This is a genomic window from Paenalcaligenes sp. Me131, assembly GCF_050487225.1.
Classification (GTDB): Bacteria; Pseudomonadota; Gammaproteobacteria; order Burkholderiales; family Burkholderiaceae_B; genus Paenalcaligenes.
Genome location: NZ_JBKQGY010000004.1, coordinates 129236 through 151253 on the forward strand (window position 1 = coordinate 129236; position 22018 = coordinate 151253).

At 49.7% G+C, this 22018-nt stretch carries 19 protein-coding genes; 14 read left to right on the forward strand and 5 right to left on the reverse strand.

Annotated features, from left to right (window positions below):
* Positions 1-24: 24 nt before the first annotated feature.
* Positions 25-816, forward strand: a complete 792-nt coding sequence (locus ACLPHM_RS15600; protein WP_430222130.1) for a GNAT family N-acetyltransferase — start codon at positions 25-27, stop codon at positions 814-816.
* Between the two features lie 49 nt (positions 817-865).
* Here the strand turns inward: ACLPHM_RS15600 and ppx are convergent, their stop codons facing one another.
* Positions 866-2362 (reverse strand): exopolyphosphatase, encoded by a 1497-nt coding sequence (gene ppx, locus ACLPHM_RS15605; RefSeq protein WP_430222131.1) that lies wholly within the window; start codon positions 2360-2362, stop codon positions 866-868.
* A gap of 191 nt (positions 2363-2553) precedes the next feature.
* Here ppx and ppk1 point away from each other — a divergent pair, with 191 nt between their 5' ends.
* The 5 genes from ppk1 (at position 2554) to pstB (ending at position 8583) form a co-directional block, all read left to right on the forward strand.
* Positions 2554-4638: a polyphosphate kinase 1 gene (ppk1, locus tag ACLPHM_RS15610; RefSeq protein ID WP_430222132.1), complete on the forward strand. Its 2085-nt coding sequence runs from the start codon at positions 2554-2556 to the stop codon at positions 4636-4638.
* A gap of 104 nt (positions 4639-4742) precedes the next feature.
* Complete coding sequence (gene pstS, locus ACLPHM_RS15615; RefSeq protein WP_430222133.1) at positions 4743-5786, forward strand: phosphate ABC transporter substrate-binding protein PstS; 1044 nt, start codon at positions 4743-4745, stop codon at positions 5784-5786.
* A gap of 170 nt (positions 5787-5956) precedes the next feature.
* Positions 5957-6895, forward strand: coding sequence for a phosphate ABC transporter permease subunit PstC (gene pstC / locus ACLPHM_RS15620; RefSeq protein ID WP_430222134.1), 939 nt, complete (start codon positions 5957-5959; stop codon positions 6893-6895).
* A gap of 18 nt (positions 6896-6913) precedes the next feature.
* Complete coding sequence (gene pstA, locus ACLPHM_RS15625; protein ID WP_430222135.1) at positions 6914-7780, forward strand: phosphate ABC transporter permease PstA; 867 nt, start codon at positions 6914-6916, stop codon at positions 7778-7780.
* 17 nt (positions 7781-7797) lie between these two features.
* Complete coding sequence (gene pstB / locus ACLPHM_RS15630; protein WP_135866731.1) at positions 7798-8583, forward strand: phosphate ABC transporter ATP-binding protein PstB; 786 nt, start codon at positions 7798-7800, stop codon at positions 8581-8583.
* A 60-nt stretch (positions 8584-8643) separates the two neighbouring features.
* Here pstB and ACLPHM_RS15635 read toward each other — a convergent pair whose 3' ends face one another.
* Positions 8644-9252 carry a cupin domain-containing protein gene (locus ACLPHM_RS15635; protein ID WP_430222136.1) on the reverse strand — a complete coding sequence of 203 codons (609 nt, stop codon included), beginning with the start codon at positions 9250-9252 and terminating at the stop codon, positions 8644-8646.
* Between the two features lie 175 nt (positions 9253-9427).
* Between ACLPHM_RS15635 and ACLPHM_RS15640 the strand changes: the two genes are divergently transcribed.
* Genes ACLPHM_RS15640 through ACLPHM_RS15665 form a run of 6 tightly spaced genes read left to right on the forward strand, consistent with a single transcriptional unit; the run spans position 9428 to position 16349 of the window.
* Positions 9428-11110 carry a peptide ABC transporter substrate-binding protein gene (locus tag ACLPHM_RS15640; RefSeq protein ID WP_430222137.1) on the forward strand — a complete coding sequence of 561 codons (1683 nt, stop codon included), beginning with the start codon at positions 9428-9430 and terminating at the stop codon, positions 11108-11110.
* Between the two features lie 3 nt (positions 11111-11113).
* Positions 11114-12064, forward strand: coding sequence for an ABC transporter permease (locus ACLPHM_RS15645; RefSeq protein WP_430222138.1), 951 nt, complete (start codon positions 11114-11116; stop codon positions 12062-12064).
* An 11-nt stretch (positions 12065-12075) separates the two neighbouring features.
* Positions 12076-12960, forward strand: coding sequence for an ABC transporter permease (locus ACLPHM_RS15650; RefSeq protein ID WP_430222139.1), 885 nt, complete (start codon positions 12076-12078; stop codon positions 12958-12960).
* Complete coding sequence (locus ACLPHM_RS15655) at positions 12960-14003, forward strand: ABC transporter ATP-binding protein (protein ID WP_430222140.1); 1044 nt, start codon at positions 12960-12962, stop codon at positions 14001-14003. The genes ACLPHM_RS15650 and ACLPHM_RS15655 overlap by 1 nt, the downstream gene beginning before the upstream one ends.
* Positions 13996-14997, forward strand: coding sequence for an ABC transporter ATP-binding protein (locus ACLPHM_RS15660; RefSeq protein WP_430222141.1), 1002 nt, complete (start codon positions 13996-13998; stop codon positions 14995-14997). Before ACLPHM_RS15655 ends, ACLPHM_RS15660 begins: the two co-directional genes overlap by 8 nt.
* A 20-nt stretch (positions 14998-15017) precedes the next feature.
* On the forward strand, positions 15018-16349 hold the full coding sequence (locus tag ACLPHM_RS15665; protein ID WP_430222142.1) for an NAD(P)/FAD-dependent oxidoreductase: 1332 nt from the start codon (positions 15018-15020) through the stop codon (positions 16347-16349).
* An 8-nt stretch (positions 16350-16357) separates the two neighbouring features.
* On the opposite strand, the gene ACLPHM_RS15670 is transcribed toward ACLPHM_RS15665, so the two are convergent.
* The 3 genes from ACLPHM_RS15670 to ACLPHM_RS15680 are packed head-to-tail and all read right to left on the reverse strand — an operon-like array spanning position 16358 to position 18719.
* Complete coding sequence (locus ACLPHM_RS15670) at positions 16358-17299, reverse strand: 2-hydroxyacid dehydrogenase (RefSeq protein ID WP_430222143.1); 942 nt, start codon at positions 17297-17299, stop codon at positions 16358-16360.
* A gap of 50 nt (positions 17300-17349) precedes the next feature.
* Positions 17350-18291, reverse strand: a complete 942-nt coding sequence (locus ACLPHM_RS15675) for a 2-hydroxyacid dehydrogenase (protein ID WP_430222144.1) — start codon at positions 18289-18291, stop codon at positions 17350-17352.
* Positions 18292-18308: 17 nt separating this feature from the next.
* Positions 18309-18719, reverse strand: coding sequence for a DoxX family protein (locus tag ACLPHM_RS15680; protein WP_430222145.1), 411 nt, complete (start codon positions 18717-18719; stop codon positions 18309-18311).
* A 140-nt stretch (positions 18720-18859) separates the two neighbouring features.
* On the opposite strand from ACLPHM_RS15680, the gene ACLPHM_RS15685 reads away from it, so the two are divergent.
* Positions 18860-19585 (forward strand): ABC transporter substrate-binding protein, encoded by a 726-nt coding sequence (locus ACLPHM_RS15685; RefSeq protein WP_430222146.1) that lies wholly within the window; start codon positions 18860-18862, stop codon positions 19583-19585.
* The gene (locus ACLPHM_RS15690; protein WP_430222147.1) at positions 19582-21966 is read left to right on the forward strand and encodes a phosphoketolase family protein; all 2385 of its coding nucleotides are present in this window, start codon (positions 19582-19584) and stop codon (positions 21964-21966) included. The genes ACLPHM_RS15685 and ACLPHM_RS15690 overlap by 4 nt, the downstream gene beginning before the upstream one ends.
* Positions 21967-22018 lie beyond the last annotated feature (52 nt).

Consider the following 22018-nt stretch of genomic DNA (forward strand, 5'->3'; position numbering starts at 1 on the left):
AGAACAAACGCTTTGGAGGCCACTATGCTAATTCCAAGAAAGTCTGTTTCGCAGGGGAAGATCACTCAGTCGGTCTGGAGCAATCCAGAAGCCCGGGGCATACAGCTTAGACTGGTGCAAACACCGGAAGAGCTGAGGGCTGTGCAAAAGTTACGCTACGACGTGTTTACTAGCGAAATGAATGCCGTCTTTCCCAGTGCCGATTTAGGGCTGGATATAGATAAATACGATGAACACTGCATCCACTTTATGGTGGTAGATGAAGAGAAAAAGCAGGTGGTAGGTACCTACCGCATGCTGATGCCTGAAGGTGCGAAGAAAGTAGGGGCGTATTACTCTGAGTCTGAGTTTGATATTTCGGCACTGGATAATATACGTGACAGCGTGGTAGAAGTTGGGCGTTCCTGCATACACCCAGCCTACCGCAATGGTGGCGTAATTATGTTGCTGTGGACGGGCATAGTCTCGTTGACACACCAAGCTGGTTATCGATATTTGTTGGGTTGTGCGAGTGTGAGCTTGCGTGACGACGGCGTAACAGCCGCAAAAGTATGGCGCGAAGCCAAAGACTTTATGGAGCGTAATCCTAACGTAGTGCGCCTGCAGCCTTTGCATCGCTACCCAGTAGAGAAGCTCAACAGCCAATTGCCGGCACGTATTCCACCACTGATCAAAGGTTACCTAAACTTAGGTGCTCAAATCTGCGGTGAGCCTGCATGGGACCCTGACTTTAATACAGCGGATTTTCCTATTCTGTTAGATATGGAAGAAATGGATATACGCTACAAACGTCACTTTGGTATCGCTGACGAGTAACTAAAAAAACCAGGCTTTTGCCTGGTTTTTTTATGCTGCACGATACGGTTTACTTAGTGGTTTTGAGTTTGACGCTCAGTAAGCCTGTACGCTCCCATTGCTGCTGTTCAGTGCGTAAAGCAAACTCGGATAATGGACGGGCAGCTAGCCAGTCTTTATTCGTGTGTATGAACAGTTTTTCTGGGGTGCTTTGCAGGTGCAGGGGAAGCTCTGCTAAGTCTTCGCGGCGGCGCATCAGCATGACGGCCAAGCGCAAACAGAGTAGTGCCTGCCAGTGCGTAGGCTCAGCATCAAACGATGGTAGCTTGGTAAGCTTGCCTTGGTGACCTCGGGTAAAGAAAGCAAGCAGCACTTGGTCATCTTTAGAGAAACCCGGCATATCTGCATTTTCTAGCACATAGGCAGTGTGGCGGTGGTAATCGCTGTGGGCGATGCTCAGCCCTACTTCATGCAACGAAGCAGCCCAACCCAACGAACGACGTAGCTCTTGGTTCTCTTGGTTATTCACTAGCGCTAACTGATCAAACAAGGAGAGTGCAGCCGTTTTGACGCGCGTGGCTTGTTTGAGATCCAGATGGTAGCGTTTGCTTAGCTGTATAACGGTTTCTTCACGTTTATCGCGTTCAGAATCACGTCCTAGCAGGTCGTACAGCACGCCTACTCGTAATGCACCTTCACCAGGCAGCATCAGCTTGATCTTCAACTCTTGGAACACTGCAATCATAATCGCCAGACCAGCCGCGAGTACCGGAGCACGGTGTGGTTTGATGTCAGGTAGCTCACTCATTTTGACAGAGCGATCACGTACCAATTTGGCTCTAAGCTGCTCCATGCCTTCCAGCGTAATGCCTTTTTTGGACATTTCTGTGGCTTGCAAGATGGCAATAATGCCTTTAGCTGTACCCGACGAACCATAGGCTTCTTGCCAGCCGGTTTTACGGTATTGTTTGGCAATGCCTTCCAGTTCGTTACGCGCCGCCAAAATAGCTTTTTGCATACGAACTTCGGTAATGACGCCATCAGGAAAGAAGCGGTCGGTATAGCTCACACAGCCCATAGACAGGGATGACAGCAACATGGGCTGAAAACCTTTGCCTATGATGACCTCGGTAGAGCCACCACCAATGTCTATCATTAGACGTCGGTTAGGGGACGGTGGGAGTTCATTGCTGATACCAGAAAAAATCAGTCTAGCTTCTTCGTAGCCGGAGATCACTTCAATGGGGAAGCCCAGAGCGTTCTCGGCTGCCTCAAGCAAGGCCTGACGATTTTTGGCAACGCGGAAGGTGTTGGTGGCGACTGCACGTACTCTATTGGGGTGGAACCCAGCAATACGCTCATGAAAGCGTTTAAGTACTGAGACTGCCCGTTCAATCGCTTCAGGGTGTATACGTTTGTCTGCGCTCATACCAGAGGCTAGACGTACGGATTCATTTAAGCGATCTACCGCATAGATCTGAGCATGACCATTATGTTGTTCCACTCTGCCTATAGACAGGCGGAAACTATTTGAACCCAGGTCAACCGCTGCGAGTAGTTGTTCCATTATCTGTGCTTAGTGCTGACGATTATTATGCGATTATACGTATAAGCCACTCACTATGGCACGGTAAATATCAAGGCAAGCTGTGGGTCTGTAAAACGCACATACACCTTCTTTGTTATGAACTTTCATAAAACTGTCAAAATAGCAGTGTAAAAAGTGTGACGACGGCAACGATGAGTACTTTTTGAACTATGCTCCCTTCTTCTGATGCGATTTTCTTAAATCGCGAACTTTCCCTGCTGAAATTTAACGAGCGCGTGATGGCCATGGCGGAAAATGCCGAGGTGCCATTGCTGGAGCGACTGCGTTATCTCTGTATTGTGAGCTCGAACCTGGACGAGTTTTTCGAAATTCGTGTGTCCAGCCTTAAAGAGCAAATCCTGCAAAAAAACGATCATGTGGGTGAAGATGGTTTTACGCCACAGCAAGCCTTTGATAGGGTGCAGCAGGCGGCTCACGCGCTGGTCGATAAACAAAACAAACTGCTGGTGCACCATGTGTTGCCACAGTTGATGGAAGAGGGCATTGGTTTACTGATGCCTAACACATGGACGGACGAGATTCGTGCTTGGGCCTATGAGACCTTTAGCCGCGAAATTATGCCGCTACTCACGCCCATTGGCTTGGATCCGGCTCATCCGTTTCCACGTGTGTATAACAAGAGTCTGAATTTTATTATTCAGCTTAGTGGGTCAGATGCGTTTGGGCGCACTGGTTCTATTGCTATTGTGCAAGCCCCTAGAGCATTGCCGCGCTTAATTGCTGTGCCACCAGAAATCGCTGGCATTCCGCATGGCTACATGTTGTTGACCTCATTGATTAAAGCCTTTGTGGGGGAGCTATTCCCTGGCATGCAGCTTGATGGGGTGTACCAGTGGCGTGTGACCCGTAACAGTGATTTGTTTGTGGACGAGGAAGAGGTCACTAATCTGCGTCAAACGCTGCAAGGTGAGCTGTCGCAACGTAACTTTGGTGCGGCAGTACGGTTAGAAATTGATTTGTCTGCACCAGCCAATCACACGGATTTTTTGCAGCGAGAGTTCAATCTAACCGAAGCGGACACCTACAGAGTGTTGGGGCCGGTGAACCTGTCTAGGTTATCTAGGTTATGCGATAACGATGATCGGCCAGACCTATTGTTCCCGCCCTACCGTGCGCCAGTGCCTGCGCCATTTGACCTGTTGGATGATGATCCTAGTGACTTTTTCAACGTATTGTCTAAGTCAGATCAACTGTTGCATCACCCGTACCAGTCCTTCTCGCCTATTTTGAGTTTCTTGCGTGCTGCAGCGCTTGATCCACATGTGGTGGCGATTAAACAAACGATTTACCGTACGGGTGAAGACTCCGAGCTGATGAGTGTGCTGCTGATGGCCGCCAGAGCGGGTAAGGAAGTCACGGTAGTGGTAGAGCTGATGGCACGTTTTGATGAGCAAACTAATATCAACTGGGCGGCACGTCTGGAAGAAGTTGGTGCGCACGTGAGTTACGGGGTAGTAGGGCACAAAACACACGCCAAAATGGCGTTGGTGCTACGCCGTGAAAAAGGGTTGATTCGTCGTTATGGTCACTTGGGTACGGGTAACTATCACCCACGTACCGCTAAACTGTATGAAGATTTTGGTTTGCTCACCGCCGACACAGCGATTTGCGAAGATATGGACAAAATCTTTGCGCAGCTAACTGGCTTGGGGGCTAGGCGTAATCTCACGTGTTTGTTGCAAGCGCCATTTACCTTGCATGAAGCCATGATTGCGCACATACACCAAGAGCGTGATAACGCGCTGGCGGGTAAGAAAGCCAAAATTATGGCTAAGATGAATTCGTTGCTAGAGCCACGCATTATCAAAGCGTTGTATGAGGCCAGTCAGGCAGGTGTGAGTATCTCGTTAGTGATACGGGGTATTTGTGCGTTGCGCGCAGGTGTGCCAGGGCTGTCGGAAAACATACAAGTACGCTCTATTGTGGGGCGCTTCTTAGAGCACTCACGCGTGTTCTATTTCTACAATAGTGGCGAAGAAAATGTGTACTTGTCATCGGCTGATTGGATGGAGCGTAATTTCTTCCGTCGTGTAGAGCTAGGAGTACCTGTCTTAAACAAACGACTGAAACGCCGTGTGATCAGCGAATCATTCACTTACTCTTTGAAAGATAACCAATTGGCCTGGAAAGCCTTGCCAGACGGTAGATATGTGCGTGTAAAAGGCCGTGGAAAGGTTGTGAATGTTCATCAGTTGTTGATGGATAAGTTAGGGCCAGGCAACAATAAATCCTAAGATGTCTACATGTCATGAACATGTAATATTTGGGTTTTACTATAGCTGTACGTGCAGGGATGTGCCTGTATAACCAAACGAATATCCATCTTGAGGGTGTCTAGATGTTGAAACGAGTTTTTTCTAAAGTGGCTGTGGCCGTTACATTCGGTGCTCTGGCTGTGTCGGCACAAGCAACTAATATTACGGGTGCTGGTGCATCCTTCCCTTTCCCTATTTATGCGAAATGGGCTGCGTCTTACCACACTGAAACGGGTAACCAAGTGAACTACCAGTCTATTGGTTCTGGTGGTGGTCAACAGCAGATCATTGCAAAGACAGTAGACTTTGGTGCTTCTGATGACCCAATGAAAAGCGATGCATTGGCTGAAAACAACTTGCTGCAGTTCCCAGCGATCATTGGCGGTACAGTACCTGTAGTAAACGTTGAAGGTATTACTCCTGGTCAACTGCGTTTGTCCGGTGAAGTATTGGCCGACATCTTCTTGGGGAAAGTCACTAAATGGGATGACGAAGCGATCAAAGCGCTGAACCCAGAGCTGACATTGCCTTCCACATCCATCATTGTGGTACACCGTTCTGACGGTTCCGGTACAACATTTGGCTGGACTAACTATCTGTCCAAAGTCTCCAACGACTGGAAAGAGCAAGTTGGTGAAGGTAAAGCTGTTAAATGGCCTACAGGTCAAGGCGGTAAAGGTAACGAAGGTGTTGCCGCTTACGTACGTCAGTTGAAAAACTCCATCGGTTACGTTGAGTACGCTTACGCCAAACAGAACAACCTGTCTTGGACACAGCTGCAAAACAAAGATGGTCAATTCGTACAGCCTTCCCAAGAAACATTTGCTGCCGCAGCCGCGAATGCTGACTGGAATAGCGCACCAGGCATGGGTGTGATCCTGACTAACGAAACAGGTGCTGACTCCTGGCCTGTAACGTCCGCTTCCTTTATCTTGGTACACAAAGTGCAAGATAAACCTGAAAACGGTAAAGCTGTGCTGGATTTCTTCAACTGGGCCTTCGAGAACGGTGCTCAGCAAGCCGAAGAAATGGATTACGTAGCGTTGCCTAAAGCAGTGACTGATCAGATCAAAGCCAGCTGGGCTTCAGAGATCAAAGCCGCTGATGGCACAGCTATCTGGAAATAAACAGCTTTTGCTTCAAGTTGTAGTGTAAAAGCGTAATTCTTCGAGGACGGTTCCAACCTGTTAGGTGGTTCCGTCCTTGTTATGTGACAATTACGCTTTGTTAATTTGGGATACGTGTTGGTGTCCCGTACAATTTACACAAAAATGGGGCACGATCCCGAGACGCTGTTATGAAACAAACCCAGAATTCTTTCTTGGATGCCATATTCAAGAACCTGACCCGCTCTTTTGCTTTCCTAGTATTTATCCTTCTTGCAGGGATCATGGTGTCCCTGATCTACGGTAGCAGGGAATCTATTGCAGAGTATGGTCTCTCTTTCCTCTGGACCAATGAATGGGATCCTGTACGTAATGAGTACGGCGCATTGGTACCAATCCTCGGTACGCTTGCAACATCCTTTATCGCACTGCTGATCGCCGTGCCAGTATCCTTCGGGATTGCGATGTTCTTGACCGAGCTGTCACCAGTTTGGCTACGTCGTCCACTGGGTACAGCGATTGAGATGTTGGCGGCTATTCCGTCCATCATTTACGGGATGTGGGGGTTGTTTGTGTTTGTGCCCCTGTTCCAAGAGTATGTGCAGCCAAGCCTGATTTCCTTGTTTGAAGGTGTGCCAGTATTGGGCACAATCTTTGCAGGGCCACCCTTTGGTATTGGTGTGTTCACGGCAGGTTTGATTCTGTCCATCATGATTATTCCGTTCATCACCGCCGTTATGCGCGATGTGTTTGAACTGGTGCCTTCCTTGTTGAAAGAGTCTGCCTACGGTTTAGGTAGCACGACGTGGGAAGTAACCTGGAAAGTCGTATTGCCCTTTACGCGTAATGGGGTAATTGGTGGGGTGATGTTGGGGCTGGGTAGGGCCTTGGGTGAAACCATGGCAGTAACCTTTGTGATTGGTAATGCCTTTAATTTGCCAAACTCCATCTTTGCACCTTCCAACTCCATCGCGTCTGCGTTGGCGAACGAATTTAACGAAGCGGGCGGTATGCAGAAATCAGCGCTGTTAGAGCTAGGCCTGATTCTGTTCTTGATCACCACCGTTGTGTTGGCCTTGTCCAAAATGATGTTGCTTCGCTTGTCTAAGAGCGAAGGTAGCAAAACATAATAGGAAGGCGACATTATTATGACTACAAAACCAACTTCTATCCTGAACCTGAACAACTCGGTGTACAAACGCCGCTCCTTAATCAACAAGTTGATGCTGACGTTGTCTTTCGTCGCGTTGATCTTTGGCTTGTTCTGGTTGTTCTGGATCATTATTACGCTGCTGATCAAAGGTGCTTCGGCACTGAGCTTTAGCCTGTTTGTAGAAGCTACACCGCCTCCAGGTAGTGATGGTGGCTTGCTGAATGCCATCTTGGGTAGCTTTATGATGGCGGGTATGGGCACGTTGATCGGTACACCAATTGGTGTATTGGCTGGTACGTACTTGGCTGAGTATGGTCGCCGTGGTTGGTTGGCTCCAGCGACTCGTTTCTTGAACGACGTTCTACTGTCCGCGCCGTCCATTATTATTGGTTTGTTTATCTATGCTACGTATGTGGCACAAGTAGGCCATTACTCAGGTTGGGCAGGGTCGCTGGCGTTAGCGATTCTGGTGATTCCTGTGGTGGTGCGTTCTACCGATAACATGCTGCAGTTAGTACCTAACAGCTTGCGTGAAGCAGCGGCGGCATTGGGTTGCCCGCAATGGCGTGTGGTCACCGCGATCTGTTATAAAGCGGCTCGCTCAGGCATTATCACTGGTGTTCTACTGGCTATCGCCCGCATTATGGGTGAAACAGCACCGTTGCTGTTTACGGCATTGAACAACCAGTTTATGTCCATGAACATGAATGGCCCTATGGCCAACTTGCCAGTGGTGATTTTCCAATACGCGGCAAGTCCTTTTGAAGACTGGAACCGTCTGGCATGGGCCGGCGCTGTACTTATTACCTTGTTTGTGCTGGGCATCAACATTCTTGCCCGCTCGCTGTTCCGCAACAAGTAGATTGAACCGGAGTAACCATGTCAGAACAGACAACGACTATGCAAAATTCGAACACTAAGCTGGAAATCAAAGATCTGAATTTTTACTACGGTGGTTTCCATGCGTTGAAAAACGTCAACATGTCCATCCGTGAAAAGAAAGTGACGGCGTTTATTGGCCCATCTGGTTGCGGTAAGTCCACCTTGTTGCGTACCTTCAACCGCATGTTTGAACTGTACCCAGGTCAACGCGCAGAAGGTCAAATCTTGCTGGATGGCGAGAACCTGCTGACGTCCAAGCTGGACATCTCCTTGATCCGTGCCAAAGTGGGCATGGTGTTCCAGAAGCCAACTCCATTCCCAATGAGCATCTATGACAACATCGCTTTTGGCGTACGTTTGTTTGAGAAGCTCAGCAAGGGTGAAATGGATGAGCGTGTGGAATGGGCGCTGACCAAAGCGGCACTGTGGAACGAAGTAAAAGACAAACTGCACCAGAACGGCAACAGCTTGTCTGGTGGTCAGCAGCAGCGTCTGTGTATTGCTCGCGGTGTAGCGATCAAACCAGAAGTATTGTTGCTAGACGAACCTTGTTCCGCGCTGGACCCTATCTCTACCGCTAAAGTGGAAGAGCTAATCGCCGAACTGAAAAGCGATTACACCGTGGTGATCGTAACGCACAACATGCAGCAAGCGGCGCGCTGTTCCGATTACACCGCCTATATGTACTTGGGCGAGTTGATGGAATTCGGTGAAACCGATCAAATCTTTGTGAAACCTACTCGCAAAGAAACAGAAGACTACATTACGGGCAGATTCGGTTAAGCCGCCTACGTAGTGTGTAGAAATAAAAACCTGCCAGAGTTCATGCTCTGGCAGGTTTTTTTAATTGTTGGGCTTGTCTAACAGCACAATATTCCACAAGAATCGGCAGGGCTGCTCGCTGGTATTGGCAAAGGAGTGTTGGGTATGAGTGGGGATACGGAAACTATCGCCAGTTTCCAATAACACCGAGTGGTTGTCTAAGCTCACTTGCAGTTTCCCTTCCAGTACATAGCAGAACTTCTCACCCGTAGCATCCATGTATTTGACCTCGCCAGAGCGCGCTCCGGGCTCCAGAATAATTAAATACGCCTCGATGAGGCCGGGGGAATCTGGGGAGGTGAGGTACTTACTCATCCCCGCTTTATTCAGAATTAGTCTACGTTGTTCGTCGTGGCGCACTATGTAGCGCTCTGACGAGTGATGATGGTGTTCAGGCTCATCAAAAAAACGTGCAATGGGTGTGCCTAATGCCATGCTCAACATACGTAATGAGCGCATGGAAGGGTCTGTCAGATTACGTTCAATCTGGCTAATTAGGCCCGTAGACATGCCGCTAAGGTTGGCGACCTGTTGTAGGGTCAGTCCTGCTTGCTGCCGCAATTCTCGGATGCGCAGGCCAAAGCGGAAGCTCTCGTCCGCAGGATCTGTGGGTGAGTATACGCGTGACACGGCAGTATTTGTCTCCGAATTTCAAGAAGTTAGTACCTTTTGATGCGTGATCGCTAGGGATAACCCCAGAGAGAATCGTATTGACGGTACTTCAGCAAACCTATAATAATTTTAGTGTGATTAAAAAATTATAAAAAACAATTTAGCACAATTAAATTTTAAGAGAGACAATATCATGCACAAAACTGATCCTACATTAGCTCTATCTGTTGGGCAATTCACTCGACGTCGCGTTATTCAACTAGGCTTGTCTTGCTGCATGGGATTAAGTGTTCTCAGTACTGCGCTCTGGGCACCACAGGCAGTAGCGGCTCCACCTAGCAGTCCTACGGGGCAAGTGGTGATGGGGCTGTCACAAGAGCCTACCATTTTGCACCCTTTAATCTCCTCTATCGAAGCCGATCATGGGGTGTGGTGGAATTTGTACGATCCACTGTGGGCACCGGATGAAAAGGGAAATTTTGTGCCGCGTTTGGCGGTAGAAGTACCGACCGTAGAGAACGGTGGGATTTCTGAAGATGGTTTGACATGGCGCGTCAAACTGCGTGATGACGTGGTTTGGCATGATGGTGAGCCCTTTACCGCAGCCGATGTGAAATACACCTTAGATCTGATTAATCAGGAAGGGTTTAACACTCGTACACGCCAAGGCCATGAACTGATCGAAAAAGTAGAAATTATCAACGATCACGAAATCATGTGGACGATGAAAGAACTGTACGCACCGTACATTTCGCAATTGAGTTCCACCTTCATGGTGCCTAAACATGTGTTGGAGAAAGACGCGGATCCTAACGCATCCAGCCTCAGCCAAAAACCCATTGGTACGGGCCCATTTAAGTTTGATAGTCGAGTGCCTGGTGATCGCGTAGTGCTGGTGGCAAACGAGCAATACTATGGTGATGGCCCCTACTTAGAGCGCTTGGAGTTTAAATACATTCCAGACATGAATGGGTTGTACACCCAGTTTCGTACAGGACAAGTTGATGCGGTAGGTATACAAGGTATTCCGCACAACTTTTACGATGAAATCAAAGATGTGCCTGAGTTAGATGTGCGTGTTGTGCCTATTGCTTCTATTGAAGGAATTGCCATTAACCACGAGCATCCCATTCTGTCAGAGAAGGCGGTACGTCAGGCACTGTTTCACGCTATTAACCGTGATGCCATCGTAGAGCTTATTTATTACGGATTGCCAGAGACGACAGAAAGCTTCTTGCCCAAGACATCATGGGCTTATGCCGATGATTTACCTGCTCAAGAGTACGACCTAGAAAAAGCGGCCCAGCTTTTGGATGACGCTGGTTGGACAATGGGTGCAGATGGCATACGAGAAAAAGACGGTAAGAAACTGTCCTTTATCGTGGCCACTACCTCTGGTAATGAATTGCGCGCACAGACTCAACAGTTGATCCAACAGGATTGGAAAAATATTGGGGTAGAACTGAAGATCAACAATATGCCTGCAGCGGTTATGTGGGGGGATCATTGGTTTAAATCACAATTTGAGTCCGTGTTGGTGAGTGTGAACTACATGACGGGCAATGATCCTGATGCTAACTACCGCTTTAACAGCCGTGCTATTCCTGCTCAAGGCGGCAGTGGCAGTAACGTAGGGCAGTATAAAAACCCTGAGGCGGATGCGCTGCTAGAAAAAGGGCGTAAAACCATGGACCTCGAAGGGCGCAAGAAGATCTACCACGATTTGCAGCATGTACTGCGTGAGGATCTAGCGATCTTGCCGCTGTATCAGACGGTGCATGTAGAGGGTACCAAGAAAGGTTTGGAAGGTTTCACACCTAACGTGAACGTGTTGTCTAACGCATGGAATGCGGGCTCTTGGTACTGGGACAAATAAACCATGGCAAATTTTATTGCACGACGGCTGTTGATGGCTGTTGGCATCTTGCTGCTGGTGACAATGATAGGCTTCACGGTGCTGCATATGGCACCGGGAGGCCCCATGTCACAGTTTGCGGCCAGCAGTGATTTAAGTGCCGCAGATATCGCGGCCATTGAAGCACGTATGGGGTTGGATCGCCCTGTTTACATACAGTACCTAGATTGGGTGTGGCGTATGGTGCAGGGCGACTGGGGAGCATCATTTCGCGATCAGCAGCCTGTATTGTCAGTGATTGGTTCGCATTTGGGGGCGACCTTTCAGCTCATGATTGCCGCAACGGTGTTGGCTGTATTGCTGGGTGGTTGGATAGGGGTAATGGGGGCGATACGTCGTAACTCATGGTTTGACTCTATTAGCACCATTGCATCCATGATCGCTATTTCTATTCCTACTTTCTGGTTTGGCTTGATAGTGATCTATGTGTTTTCCATTGAGTTGCAATGGTTGCCCTCAGGAAACCGCTATACCGCAGGTGATGGGTCTTTCTGGAATTACATCCATCACTTGATTGCACCATCCATTGTGCTGGCGTTGGTTTCAACGGCGACATGGAGTCGCTATATGCGCTCCTCTATGTTGGATGCAATGAGCCAAGACTTTGTTCGTACCGCACGATCTAAGGGAGCAAGCGAAAGCCGAATTTTATTTGGCCATATTTTGCGCAATGCCATGTTGCCCATGATTACTGTGGCTGGTTTGCAATTACCTATGTTGCTAAGCGGAGCCTTGGTCACTGAAACGGTATTTGCCTGGCCAGGGATGGGGCGATTGTTTCTGGACTCTATCAGCTACCGTGATTATCCCGTGGTGATGGGCGTGTTGATGTTTACCGCCATCTTGGTGTTGTTGGGAAGTTTGTTGGCTGATTTGCTGTATAGCGTGGTAGACCCACGCATACGTGAGCACTAAGGGGTAAAACTATGGCAACTGTAGACGTGATTCAAGAAGGGGCAATCCCTCTTCAACATCGCAATACAGCACTGCGCCGTTTCATGAGCCATCGCTTGGCCATGTTTGGAGTGGTAACGATTGTTTTGTTGGTGGCTGCCTGTGTGTTTGGGCCGTACTTTCTGACGCATAACGATACGCAGGTCAATATTCTGGCGCGTTTCACACCGCCTTTAGACGGTAAGTATTGGTTTGGTACTGATCAGTTAGGCCGAGATATGCTGGCTAGATTGTTGATGGCAGGGCGTATTTCATTAGCAGTGGGTTTTGGCGCCATGCTGATTAGTATGTGTATTGGCGTCGTGGTTGGTGTGGTGGCCGGCTATTTTGGTGGCAGCATCGGTACGCTGTTAATGCGTTTTGTGGATGCGGTTTTGTGCTTTCCCACCATCTTTTTGTTGTTGGCATTGGCTGCATTTATTAAGCCAGATGTGAGTTCCATTATTTTGCTTTTGGCCGCGACAGGATGGATGGAGGTGGCGCGTATTGTTGAAGCGCAGATGCGCTCATTGAAACAGCGAGATTTTGCGGTGGCATCGCTGGCGTTGGGTGCTAGCAGTTGGCGCATTATGTTTAGAGAGTTATTGCCTAATGCGGTAGCCCCCATTGTCGTAGCCGCGACATTAAGTGTGGCGTATGCCATTTTAATGGAATCCTATATCAGCTTTCTGGGCTACGGTATCCAGCCACCTGTCCCTAGTTGGGGAAACATGCTGGGTGGCGCGCAATCGTATTTGCGCAATGCACCGTGGTTAGCCATTTTGCCTGGTTTGATGATTACGTTGTCTGTTACCAGTATCAACTTTATCGGTGATGGTTTGCGTGATGCGTTGGATCCTAAAGCGGAGGCTCAGTAATGCAACATGAATCCAAACAGGCAACGCCGGTACTGCAGGTAAAAGACTTAAGCGTGCGCTTTAAAACAGTCAATGGCTTGGTGACAGCAGTGAATCAAGTCTCTTTCGATGTGGCACAAGGGGAAACCGTCGCGTTGGTGGGCGAGTCGGGATCAGGCAAAAGCGTCACCAGTTTAGGGCTGATGCGGTTAACGCCCCCTGCCCCTAGAGCGCAGTTATCGGGTGAGGTCTGGTTTCAGGGAACGCACGATACGCAGCCAGTAAATTTGTTGTCATTGTCTGAAAAAGAAATGCGACACCGCCGTGGTACAGATATAGCCATGGTGTTTCAAGAACCCATGACATCGTTTAACCCGTTACACACTATAGGCAAACAGATTGCAGAAGGGGTACGTATACACCATGGAATCAGTAAAGCGGCAGCCTTTGATAGGGCAGCAGAACTACTGGATATGGTGGGTATTTCTGCACCCCGAGAGCGTTTGAAAAACTATCCCCATGAGATGTCTGGAGGGATGCGTCAGCGTGCCATGATTGCCATGGCATTAGCCAATGATCCCTGTCTGTTGATCGCCGATGAGCCCACCACGGCACTGGATGTCACGATACAAGCGCAAATCACAGAGTTGTTGCAAGAGCTTCAGCAAAAAACCAAGATGGCATTACTGTTCATTACCCATAATTTGGGGGTGGTGGCAGAAATTGCTGACAGAGTCATGGTGATGTATTGCGGACAGATTGTAGAGCAGGCCACTGTAGAAGCATTATTTGCGCAACCAGGCATGCCTTATACCCAAGGACTATTGAAGTCTGTGCCTAAACTGAGTTTGGGAGAGGGGCATCAAAGCGATCTGCCGGCGATTCCTGGTTCTGTTCCTAGTCCTTTGGCATTGCCTTCAGGTTGTCATTTCGGCCCACGTTGTCAGCACTTTGATGCGGATGTTTGTCAGCAAGCAAATCCCGCATTGGCTGAAGTCAGTGCCCAGCATTGGGTACGTTGTGCTCGATGGGAAAACGTAGCAGGGAGCCTGCAACATGCATGAAGAAACAGTATTGGATGTGCAAGGGCTGAGTAAGCGCTATGCCATTAAAAAAGATTTTTTCGGACGGGTGCAGCAAGAACTGCGTGCTGTGGACAACATTAGTTTTAGTCTACAACGTCAGGAAATCCTAGGGTTGGTAGGGGAGTCTGGTTCAGGTAAGACCACAGTAGGTCGTAGTGTATTGCGCTTGGTGGAGCCTTCTGCTGGAAAGATACTTTTCAAAGGGCAGGATATTACCGAGTTAGATAAACGTAGTTTGCGGACTATTCGTCGCAAAATGCAGTTGGTGTTTCAAGATCCTTATGCCTCGTTAAACCCACGTCATACCATTGAAGCTATCCTTAGTGCGCCATTAGAAATTCATAAGCTAGCGAATACTCGCGACGAACGTCGTAACCGCATTGAGGAAATGCTCAAGACAGTGGGCTTGCGGGCAGATCAAATGCAACGTTATGCACATGAGTTTTCTGGGGGGCAACGTCAGAGGGTGGGTATAGCGAGGGCCTTGATGTGCGAGCCAGAGTTGTTAGTGGCCGATGAGCCAGTATCTGCATTGGATGTGTCTATTCAGGCGCAGATAGTCAACCTGCTGCTAGAGCTGAAAAGCAAATTGGGTATTTCCATTTTGTTTATTGCTCATGATTTATCTGTAGTTGGGCATATTTCCGATAGGGTGGCAGTGATGTACCTAGGCAGAATGGTAGAAATAGCACCTACTGCTAGCTTGTTCACTAGCCCACAACACCCCTATACCGAGGCACTGCTTTCTGCTGTGCCTGTGCCTGATCCGACTAAGACCAAACGTAATCGTATTGTGTTGCAAGGTGATATTCCTAGCCCTATTAATCCTCCTTCTGGTTGTGTGTTTCGTAACCGGTGTCGCTATGCGGTGGCTGGTTGTGCCGACACACGACCAGAACTTAAAGAGGTGCAGCCAGGGCACTGGAAAGCCTGTATACGTGATGATCTTAATTTGCGTGCTGTTGAGCTTTAACTCCATAGAAAGGTATAGATATGCCATCAGATTTGCTGAAAATAGAAGTGGATCAGGACATGCCTGCAAGCACCGATGTAGTTGTGGTTGGGGGCGGAGTTGTTGGTGTAGCCACTGCCTATGAGTTAGCTCGTAAGGGTGTGCAAGTGGTGCTACTAGAAAAAGGGCGAATTGCCGATGAGCAGTCCAGCCGAAATTGGGGGTGGTGTCGTAAGCAAAATCGTGATGAGCGCGAAATCCCACTGATCAAATACAGTCTGCAACGGTGGGCAGAGATTTCGGAAGAGATTGGCCGAGATATTAGTTTTAGGGCTTCCGGTATTACCTATGTATCCGACAAGCAATCTGATGTAGATCAGTGGGAAGCTTGGAATCAGATGGCTAAAGCCTACGATATGGACTGCAGAATGCTGAGTGCGCGTGAGGCACAAAGCATGGCTAAAGGCACGACCAAGCAATGGCTGGGAGGTGCAACTAGTCCTACAGATGGTAGGGCGGAGCCTGGATGTGCAGTGCCGTTTTTAGCGCAAGCGGCGCGACGTGCTGGCGTGATAATAGTGCAGCATTGTGCCGTGCGCGGGGTGGAACTGAGCGCAGGTCGAGTGAGCGGCGTTTATACCGAGAAAGGTTACATCACTTGCCATACGGTGGTGTGTGCAGGTGGGGCTTGGTCGTCGTTGTTCTTGCGCAGGTTGGGGGTTAGTTTGCCGCAAGCTAGTGTGTACAGCACGGCCTTGCGTACTGGGCCAGCACCAGAAATTTTCACCGGTGGGCTATCTGTGCCGGGAGTAGCCATGCGTAGGCGCTTGGATGGCGGTTATACCTTAGGCCTAGGTGGTCGTGGTCGTTTGGATATTACGCCTCAGGGAATGCGTTATGCACCCAAGTTTCTACCCATGATGAAAGAGCGCCATGGTGGCTTAAAAATACGCATAGGTAAGAGTTTTTTTGAGGGGCCAGAAGCGTGGTATCGCCAGTGGTCTTACGACGAAGTTTCGCCCTTTGAACGTTTTAGGATCTTGCCATTACGGGCTGAAGACTCATTAGTCGCTGAAGCTGAAAAAGTAATGGTGAACACATTTCCAGAGCTTAAAGGCGTCAAGATCGAGGAGGCGTGGTCTGGACTGATTGATAGCACCCCCGATGGGATACCTGTTATTTCCACGGTAGAGCACATTCCGGGGTTGATTATCTCCTCGGGTTACAGTGGGCACGGTTTTGGTATAGGTTTAGGCGCTGGGAGGCTCACGGCAGACTTAGTGTGTAATGACACGACCGTGGTAGATGCGACGCCGTTTCGCCATGCTAGATTGGTAGATGGCAGTGCGATTCAGCGTCCGGGCATGATGTAACGCTAGCGTTAATAACCTAACTCGGGACTATAGATGTTTTGCATCGGTTGTCCCGACTCATGTGCTGTAATCTGGGCAGACAAATAGGTCACTCGGGCTGCGCGTGGCGCATTAGCGGCGACGTGTGGACTGATCACGACTTGTGGGTGAGTCCATAGCCAGCTTTGGGTGTCCAGAGGTTCTTCTGCAAATACGTCTAAATAGGCATAGCCCAAGTGCTGTGTATCCAAGGCATTTTTTAGGGCCGTAATATCCAGATGTGTGCCTCTGCCCACATTAATAACGGTTGCGCCTTTGGGAAGTAGGGCTAGGGTTTGGGCATTTAAAATATGCTGCGTTTCGGGCGTTTGAGGTAGCAAGCACACGATGATGTGGCTACGCTGTAAAAACTCAGGTAATTGTTCATCGCCAGCGTAGCTGTCCATAAATGGAATATGTTTGGCGGAGCGTGACCAACCTATGACCTTAAAGCCTGCATTGTGTACATATTGAGCAGTGTGCAGGCCAAGATTTCCTAAACCCATAATACCTACCGTGATATCACTGGCAATGGCGGGGGTTTCATAGGTGTGCCAAGTTTTGTTTTGCTGCTGATGGGTGGCTTGAACAAATCCCCGTGTGGCCATCAAACAGCACATCAGCACATGTTCTGCCATGTGTTGTGCAGACTCCGGCGTATACATGCGGACTAGGGGAAGGTGTTTTGGGTAGTCGGGATCACGCGCAGTGATATGGTCTACCCCAGCGCCACTGCTGAAAATAACCTCTAGGTTAGGGAACTGCCCCAGAAAGCCCGGGTCGGGTTCCCACACTAAGACATAACGGACGTTGTTTGGGTCTACGCTAGTATCTTCCCACCAGCGTACAGTGAGTTTGGGTAAATGCTCAGCAAATAGTGATTGCCATTGCTGAATAGAAGAAGGGTCTCCGGATTTTATAAGTATGGTCATGCTTGTCTCACAGTGCGACTACGTACATTGCGTAGAATTAATAATCAGTATCAATACTTCTGCTGCACGTCATACACATTACGCAGCGATTCCCCAGCTTCAAAGTGTCGTATTTGTTCAGACACGTAGTGAATGCTAGCTTCCAGCGTAGCATTCGCGGCTACGTGCGGGGTAGTGATGGCACTAGGGTGCTGCCAGAGCCACGAATCAGCAGGCAGGGGTTCTTGCTCAAACACATCTAAGAAAGCATAGCTTAAGTGTTGAGAATCCAGCACAGCACGTAGGTCATCGGTCTTCACATGCGCGCCACGTCCTACATTAATCAGGCTAGCACCGGCAGGTAGTTGGCCTAATGTGTGTTGATTCAGAATGTGGTGTGTGGCATCGGTGCGGGGCAACAAGCATACCAAGATATGGCTGCGTGACAGGAAGTCAGCCAGCTCTTCTTGGCCGGCATAACACTCCATAAAGTCATGAGCATGGCGTGAGCGTGACCAGCCAATGACGTTAAAGCCACTGCGGTGCAACTGTTGGGCTGTATGCAAACCAAAGTTGCCTAACCCCATAACCCCCACCGTGGTGTTGGCAATGCTGCGTGGGATTTCATAGTCTTGCCATTGGCTGTGTTGCTGTGCGCGCATGGCAATGGGGTAGCGCCGTACACTCATCATGCTACACATCAGTACGTGTTCCGCCATTTGTTGGGTGGCTTCTTGTGTATGCATACGTACTAGCGGTACGTGCCAGGGGTAGTGTGGGTCGCGAGTGATGTGCTCTACACCCGCGCCCGTGCTAAACACCACTTTTAGATTAGGTAGAGATGCCAAGAAACCGGGTTCTGGGCGACATACCATCGCGTACTGAATGCTTTCTACATCCAGGTTTGGGTCGTTCCATAATGCTATAGGCAAGTTAGGCAGATGCTGCGCAAACTGCTGACGATAATCGTCTAGGGTTTGGGTGCTGTATTCGGGTTTGGCTACTAGGGTCATAACATACACAAAAAAACTTAATTCCAGCGGCCACCAGAGCCACCAAGGCTGTGTCTACCAGCACCTTGCAGGGCGATGCACAGACTACCGATCAAGAACAGGGCTTGCAGTTCAATACGCCAGCCACCACTGCTGTTTAGGCTGAGGAATTGGTGACTATGGGCTAACCATAATGCAAAAAGCATGCTGACGGTAGCGAGCCAACCAGCCAAGCGGGTGTACAGGCCAGTAATCATTAATAGCGGTGCGATGATCTCGCCTACAAAAACCCCCCACGCTACATAGTGCGGTAAGCCTTTGTTAATCAGTAATTGCTCAATGCCGCTTACGCCATAAGAGAGCTTATGTAGACCGTGCAGCAAGAGTAAGACGCCCACACCTAAACGTAGCAGTAGTTTGGCCAGATCGTCGGATGAAGAAGAGGACATAATAAGCCTTTGAGTTGCGGTAGTGCAGGCCGTTATAGGCCAGCTTTTACTAGGGGACTAGCGCTATTATAGAGAGTTCATACACAGGGGTTGCCGCAGAGTAGGTAATTCTCTGTAAACAAGTTGACGAGGAGAAAAGCATGATGGAAACACAGGAGGTGTTACGTAATCTGGCTCCGTCGGGCGTGCTGCGTGTGGCCATGAATTACGGAAATCCCGTGTTGGTACAGCGTGGCGCGAGTGATAGCCAACCGCAGGGTGTGGCAGCTGACTTGGCTAGAGCAGTGGCAGAGCGCTTGGGTGTGACCCCTCAGTTTGTCAGTTATGACGCCGCAGGTAAGGTGGTGGCTGGGCGTGATAACGATGAATGGGATTTGGCGTTTTTAGCCATAGATCCATTACGGGCCCAACGTATACAGTTCACAGAAGCATACGTACAAATAGAAGGCACTTATATGGTGGCCAAGGATGCGCCCTTTACTAGTGTTGATCAGTTGGATCAAGCGGGTGTGCGTATTGCTGTGGGGCATGGGGCTGCTTACGATTTGTTTTTATCGCGCCATTTGCAGCATGCCAGTTTAGAGCGAGCTTCTACTTCGGCAGCGGCCATGGATCTATTTGCCGAGCAGAAACTAGATGCAGCAGCAGGTGTGCGCCAGCCGTTATTAGCCTATGTGGCAGAGCATCCTGAGTATCGCGTGTTAGACGGGCATTTCACGGCTATTCAGCAGGCCATGGCCGTCCCTAAGGAGCGTCAACTGGCCTATGATTGGTTAGTAAGCTTTTTGCACGAGATGAAACACAGCAACTTCATACGGGCGGCTCTGGAAGCGAGCGGCCAATCAGCGGAGATAGCAGCACCATGACAACACAAACAATGAATGCTCTACAGTCACAATGGCAACAGGGTAAAGGCCCTATTCGCCATCAACCAGAGACGGTTGAGCGAGTGCAAGCATTGCTAGAGCGCTTGCATGCAGAAGGGAAATTGCCAACGGTAGAAGCCGGTTATAAGTTGCTGCTAGCAGCCGATAAAGTCAGCTGCATGGCCATGAGTATCGTGGCCCACATGACCTATGCTCAGCGCATTAATTTGTCGGGCGCGCCATTACAAGCCGAAGATTTTAAAGCTGTACCTGAGGGGCATACGGGTGGTGCTCTGAATATGGTGCCAGCCTTTGTGGCCTACTTGGTGGCTAATGCGCTCACAGGCGATACCCGTTCGTGGTTAATGGGGCAGGGGCACTGCGTGGCGGCAATTGAGGCCATTAATGCGCTGACAGGGGATGTGTCTTCCTACCAGAAAGGTAGGTATGACCGCAGCGAAGCAGGGTTGGCGCAGTTAATGAAAGACTTCTATAGCTATGCGATGGATGCGGAAGGTCATGCCGCTGTGCCGTTGGGTAGTCATGCTGGTCCAGCAACAGCCGGTGCCATTATGGAAGGGGGCTACTTGGGCTTTGCAGGTTTGCAATATGTGCATATGCCTGTGCCTGGTGAAAGCGTCGTGGCATTCTTAAGTGATGGTGCTTTTGAAGAGCAGCGTGGTGCGGATTGGGCGCCACGTTGGTGGCGTGCCGAAGACAGTGGCATGGCTATTCCCGTGATGGTATTGAATGGCCGCCGTATTGAAGAGCGTACCCAAATCGCACAAGAAGGTGGTGCGCCGTGGTTGGCAGAAGACCTACGCCATAATGGGTTTGATCCTATGATCGTCGATGGCAGAGACCCCGCCGCGATCGCATGGGGCATCCTAGAAGCCGAGCACAGATTGGCTAACTTTATTGCTCAGCCTCAACATCAGTACCCCGCACCGTTGCCGTACATCATTGCAGAAACCGAAAAAGGTTTTGGCTTTGCGGGTGCAGGTACGAATGCTGCTCATAACCTGCCTTTGGGTGGTAACCCTTCTAAAGACCAGCATGCGCGTGATGCGTTTAATAACAGCGTCAGTGCGTTGTTTATCCCCGCTGTTGAGTTGGATGAGGCCTTAGCATGCCTAGATACGCATCAGCAGCAAAATAGGGTGAAAGAAAGTCAGCATGCACTGGTGGATCGTCATCCAGAAAACATTAGTTTGCCTGCATGGGAAGGGGAAACGGTAGGTAAAGTGGCGTCTCCTATGCAAGCCTTGGACGATTGGTTCCTGAGCGTACTGGATGCCAACCCAGACGTGCGTGTACGCATTGGAAATCCGGACGAGCTGGCCAGTAACAAAATGGGCGGCACCTTACAGCGTTTGCGTCACCGTGTGAACGAACCCGAAGCAGGCGTACCTGAAAGCGTGTTGGGGTCAGTGATCACCGCCTTGAACGAAGAGGCTGTAGCCGCTGCTGCGCTGGCGAACAAAATAGGTCTGAATTTGATTGTGACCTATGAGGCCTTCGCGGTGAAAATGCTGGGCATCTTGCGTCAGGAAATTATCTTCTCCCGTCGTCAGCGTGAAATGGGGCAAAGCCCTGCATGGTTGTCGGTGCCACTGATCGTGACATCCCACACCTGGGAGAACTCCAAAAACGAGCAGTCTCACCAAGACCCAACGATTGGTGAGGCGTTGCTGGGCGAAATGTCTGACACGTCTCGCGTGCTGTTCCCTGTAGACGGTAATACCGCGATTGCGGCGATGAGCAATGTGTATCAACACCGTGCTCAAGTGGCGACCTTGATTATCTCTAAGCGTGATACGCCTAACCGGTTTGATGCTGATACCGCAAAGAAACTGGTGGAAGCAGGGGCATGGCATTTGGTGGGTACACCTGAATCCGCTGAGGTGCAGTTGGTGGCCATGGGGGCGTACCAGCTAGAAGAAGCTTTAAAAGCGCATGCATGGTTAGAAAAGCAGGGTCGCAGCAGTTGTGTGACCGTGATTATGGAGCCAGGCCGTTTGCGTGTGCCCCGCGATAAGCTAGAAGCGCAAAGTGTGTTGGACGATGCTACCTTGCAGCAACTGTTCCCTGCAGGTATGAAACGTGTGCTGCTGACCCACACACGGCCTGAGCCTATGTTGGGTGTATTGCGTAGATTGGATAGCGGTGTGGCGGGCACACGGGCGTTGGGTTACATCAACCGCGGTGGCACCCTAGATGTGTTCGGTATGTTGTTTGCTAACCGTTGTACGTGGGCGCATGCGGTAGATGCAGCGGCTGAGCTATGTAGTTGGGATAGAGCGCAGCTACTCGAGCCACAGCATCTGCAGGCGTTGGATGGCAAAGGTAAGCCATCTGATCTAGATCATCCTGAGGTGTAAAAAACTTGACCCTAACACAGTAGGAAGCTTTACGTTGTTAGGGTCAAATTTT